This window comes from Kitasatospora kazusensis (genome assembly GCF_039529945.1).
GTDB classification, from domain to species: domain Bacteria; phylum Actinomycetota; class Actinomycetes; order Streptomycetales; family Streptomycetaceae; genus Kitasatospora; species Kitasatospora kazusensis.
Window position 1 is genome coordinate 1 of the sequence record NZ_BAAANT010000104.1, and the last position, 3,977, is coordinate 3,977.

The following is a 3,977-nucleotide window of genomic DNA, read 5'->3' on the forward strand; positions in this document are numbered from 1 at the left end:
TAGATCCGAGCCGAGAAAACCTCAGTGCGATGTAATTGTATTACTTACACTGGCTGACGCACAGGTCTTGACTGCACATCCACGGGGACTGAAACTTTGATCGAGGGTCGTTCCATTCGGGTACGTAATACTTGAATTCGACCCCGGCTCGTTGGGCGAGCTTTCTTCGATCCTTCTAGATCGGAGCGCAGGCGCGCTTCGCTTGTTTGCGGGGTTGGGATTATCCGGCCCTTCAGTCGCAAGTCGCCATCCGGGAGTGCGCCCCCTGCCTGCGTGCCGAGAACAGCCGGCAGGGCGATCCGCTCCCAGAGTACGATTCGCCGTAATGGCTGGGCATATTCAGGTTGGCGAGTGTCAATTCACGAAGGTCGGCTGGCGGCCTCGATACGCAATCGATTCGCCCAAATTGCAGCCGATTCAGCCATGACGCTGACCGCTGTCACATCGGCATCCGGCCCCTGCGGCCTGGCCATCGGCCTCGCCGACTGGACCAATGTCGCCGTCGCTCGCGAAAACTACCGCAACCGCCGCAACCACCCCGAGCAAGCTCTTCAGCTACTCGGTCTCACATCCCGAGAACGCATCAGCCCTGCTGCCAACTTGGCAGAATGGCGCGGCCGTGCCAGAAAAAATTTACGGCCGCACCCCTCTTGTCAAGCAAGTGTTCTCAAAGTTGGGCATCCATCTACCAGACAGCTTCCTGGCATGAATGAAGTCGATGCTCAAGTCGACAGTGCCCTGGCGAGCACTGGAACTGCGCTGAATTCACGTGTTTCGGAGAGGAGTCAGTGGTGCAACCGAGACAACAGGCTCTGGGAATCGGTGTGACGGCTGCGGTCATGGCGGCGAGCATGCCGGCCTCGGCCGCCTCCTACACGACCCCGATCAACCCGTCCCTCAACTACGGTGCCTGGCAAGGTTGGGGGGCCTCCCTTTCCTGGTGGGCGAACGTGTTCGGCATGGACAACACGCTCGCGGACATCTTCTACACCACCGGTTCGGTGGCGTACCACGGCCGCTCCCTGCCCGGGCTGGGCCTCAACGTGGTGCGGTACAACCTCGGCGCCAGCATGACGCAGCCCGCCTGGCCGGGCGGCCCGAGTGAGGCGGTCTCGCCGAACCAGCCGGCGTACAGGAAGATCGAGGGCTACTGGGTCAACTGGCTCAGCGACAATCCGGCGGACACCAACAGCTGGAGCTGGTGGGGCGACTCGGAGCAGCGCAACATGGTGTGGAAGGCGCGTGACCGGGGCGCGGACGTCTTCCAGGTGTTCTCCTGCTCGCCGATCTGGTGGATGTGCAACGACCAGAACCCGTGCGGGGCCGCGGACGGCGGCGACAACCTGCAGAGCTGGAACTATCAGCAGCACGCCCGGTATGTGGCGATCGTTGCGCAGTACTTCCGGGAGCAGTGGGGGGTGGACGTCGGCAGCGTCGATCCCTTCAACGAGCCTTCGGCGCCGTGGTGGACGGCCGACGGGTCCCAGGAGGGCTGCCACATCAGTGCCGACCTCAACCGTCCGATCCAGCAGAAGGTAATCCGCTACCTGCGCGAGGAGCTCGACGCCCGCGGCCTGTCGGACATCGTGATAGCCGTCTCCGACGAGAACAGCTACGACCAGGCCAATACCACCTGGAGCAATCTGGCCGCACTTGGCACGCAGAGCCTGGTCGGCCAGGTCAACGTCCACGGCTACCAGTACACCGACTCGGGCAGTGCGCGGTCCGCTCTGCACAACAACGTCCATGCCAGCGACCGACCGCTGTGGCAGAGCGAGTACGGCGAGCAGTACGAGCACGGCCTGTACCTCGCCTACAACCTCGCCCTGGACCTGCGATACCTGCACCCGACCGCCTGGTGCTACTGGCAGCCGGTCGACAGCCAGGTCACCGACCCGGCCACCGGCAACAACCTCAGCTGGGGCCTGCTGAAGGCCACCTACAGCAACGACCCGACGGTCAAGAGCGGCTCCCTGGGCGAGCCGAACCCCTGCCCTGGCACCGACCCCTACGTGACGAACAAGTACTTCGTACTTGCCCAGTACACCCGTCACATCCGGCCCGGGATGCAGATCCTCGACAGCGGAGACCCGTCCACCGTCGCCGCCTACGACCCAGGCCGGCACCGCCTGGTCCTGGTTACCGTGCGCGGCAACACCTCACAGGACATCACCTACGACCTCTCCCGCTTCAGCGCCGTCGGCAGCATCGCCCGGCGCTGGGTCACCGACGCGGACCCGTACTACCGCATCGCACGACAGTACGAGACCGCCCCCGACGCCCCGTTGAACGGCAAGCAACTGACCATCTCCTTCGGCGCCAACTCCATTCAGACCATCGAAATCGATGACGTCTGGATCTGAGCTGGAGCCCAGGGCCTTCTCCGCCTGGGAAAGGGTGACGTTGACGATCGTGGCCGCCATGGCGGCTGGTGCCACGATCGTCAGGAGGACGTCCTGCTCGCATGGGGGATAGTTCATGGATTGTGCCAGTTTATGGTGCTTTCGGCCGTTGCTTGCTTCGTTTTGCCATAGACATCTCGAAATGCCCACTGACAAGGGCCTGAAGTGCCCGAAGTCTGGGATTGCACCGAAAGCGGTCGTTCGGCCTGGCGCGAGGCGAGCGCGACATGATCGGTCGTCTCGTCTTTGCCGCCGATGCGGCCGGCCGTGGCTGCCCCTTCAGCTGTTCCTACGCGCGTGACTTCCAGTCAACATCATACTTGGGGGCCTCGGCCAGGCCAGATGCCAGTTACGACGCAAGGCTGAACAACTTACCTGGCCGAGGTTGCACGCAGAATGGTGAACTAGAGATCTACGGGCGACAGATCACCCAGACCTGAGCCTCCCCTGTGCTCTGACCTGTCCATCCGGTGGGAGTGCTATTGCCGATGTTGGGGTACGGCCCGGACGTCGAAACGATTCCGGCGGCAGTCGTGGGGCGGACGCCACCGCCAGTGGCGTATGTACCCGCCGGACACATGACCGTCCCCTGCGTATTCGGGGCCACGACTCCGCTCACCACCGCCACACTCTGCGCCCCGTTGGCAGGCCCTGGCACACCTTGCGCACCCTGCGGGCCCGGCACGCCCTGCGGACCCTGGGCGCCCTGCGGACCCTGCGGACCGACCGGACCCTGCGCGCCGCCGCCACCGCCACCACCGCCGCCACCACCTACGCCGCCACCGCCACCGCCGCCACCGCCATCCACGCCGCCACCACCGCCACCACCGCCGTCGGTGACCTGATTCGGCTGGCCCGCGTCAGCGGTTGCAACCGTACTGGGAAGAACGCCGGAAATTACGGCGAGTGCACCCGCCGAAACCAGGACCACGGCCTTCATCCCGATACTGCGGGGGGATTTCTGATTCACCAGAGACCTTCCTGTTCGAGACCCGAGGAGACAGCGCCAAGAACGCGACCAGCTGGCTCATTCGGCTCGCGTGGACGTCGTGCCGCTCGTGGGACCGAGCGGCAATACTCTGTACCCAGTCCAGATCGACGACTAACTGAACTCACTCGGGCGGCGGACAGACAACGGCTGCCAAGGCGCCTTCCCCTGCCATCCGACTACGTCGACCCCAGCGTCATCGCTGCGGCAGCCATGGCCATCTGACCCCACGATGAGGTACAACGACGGCACCAGCCTCAACGTCGCGTACACGGTCCGCGACTCCGACCTGGTGATCACCGGCCTCAGGAACACACCCTCCTGACGAGCTGTGCCCTCCTGCTCCCGGCCCGGACAGACCACGCCCCCGCGCGGCACAGCGCGAACAGATGGCAGCTGGCTGGCGTATGGAAGGGCTTCGGGAAGAGACCGGCGGTGACCACCGCCGCCTGGTACGCCCTGCACAGCGACGGCCCGGGCGACCGGTGAATCGACGTCCTGGATCACTTCCGTGCCAGGGCCACCGACGACGGATCAAAAGCGAGCCGCTCCGCGAACTCCTGATCATTCCGTCGCGCGGGCGCTCG

Annotated in this window: 1 protein-coding gene; it reads left to right on the forward strand. The window is 64.6% G+C overall.

Annotation, left to right across the window (positions count from 1 at the left end):
• Nucleotides 1-824 precede the first annotated feature (824 nt).
• Nucleotides 825-2,363, forward strand: a complete 1,539-nt coding sequence (locus tag ABD330_RS32020; RefSeq protein ID WP_344469828.1) for a glycoside hydrolase — start codon at nt 825-827, stop codon at nt 2,361-2,363.
• The last annotated feature ends 1,614 nt before the right edge of the window (nt 2,364-3,977 follow it).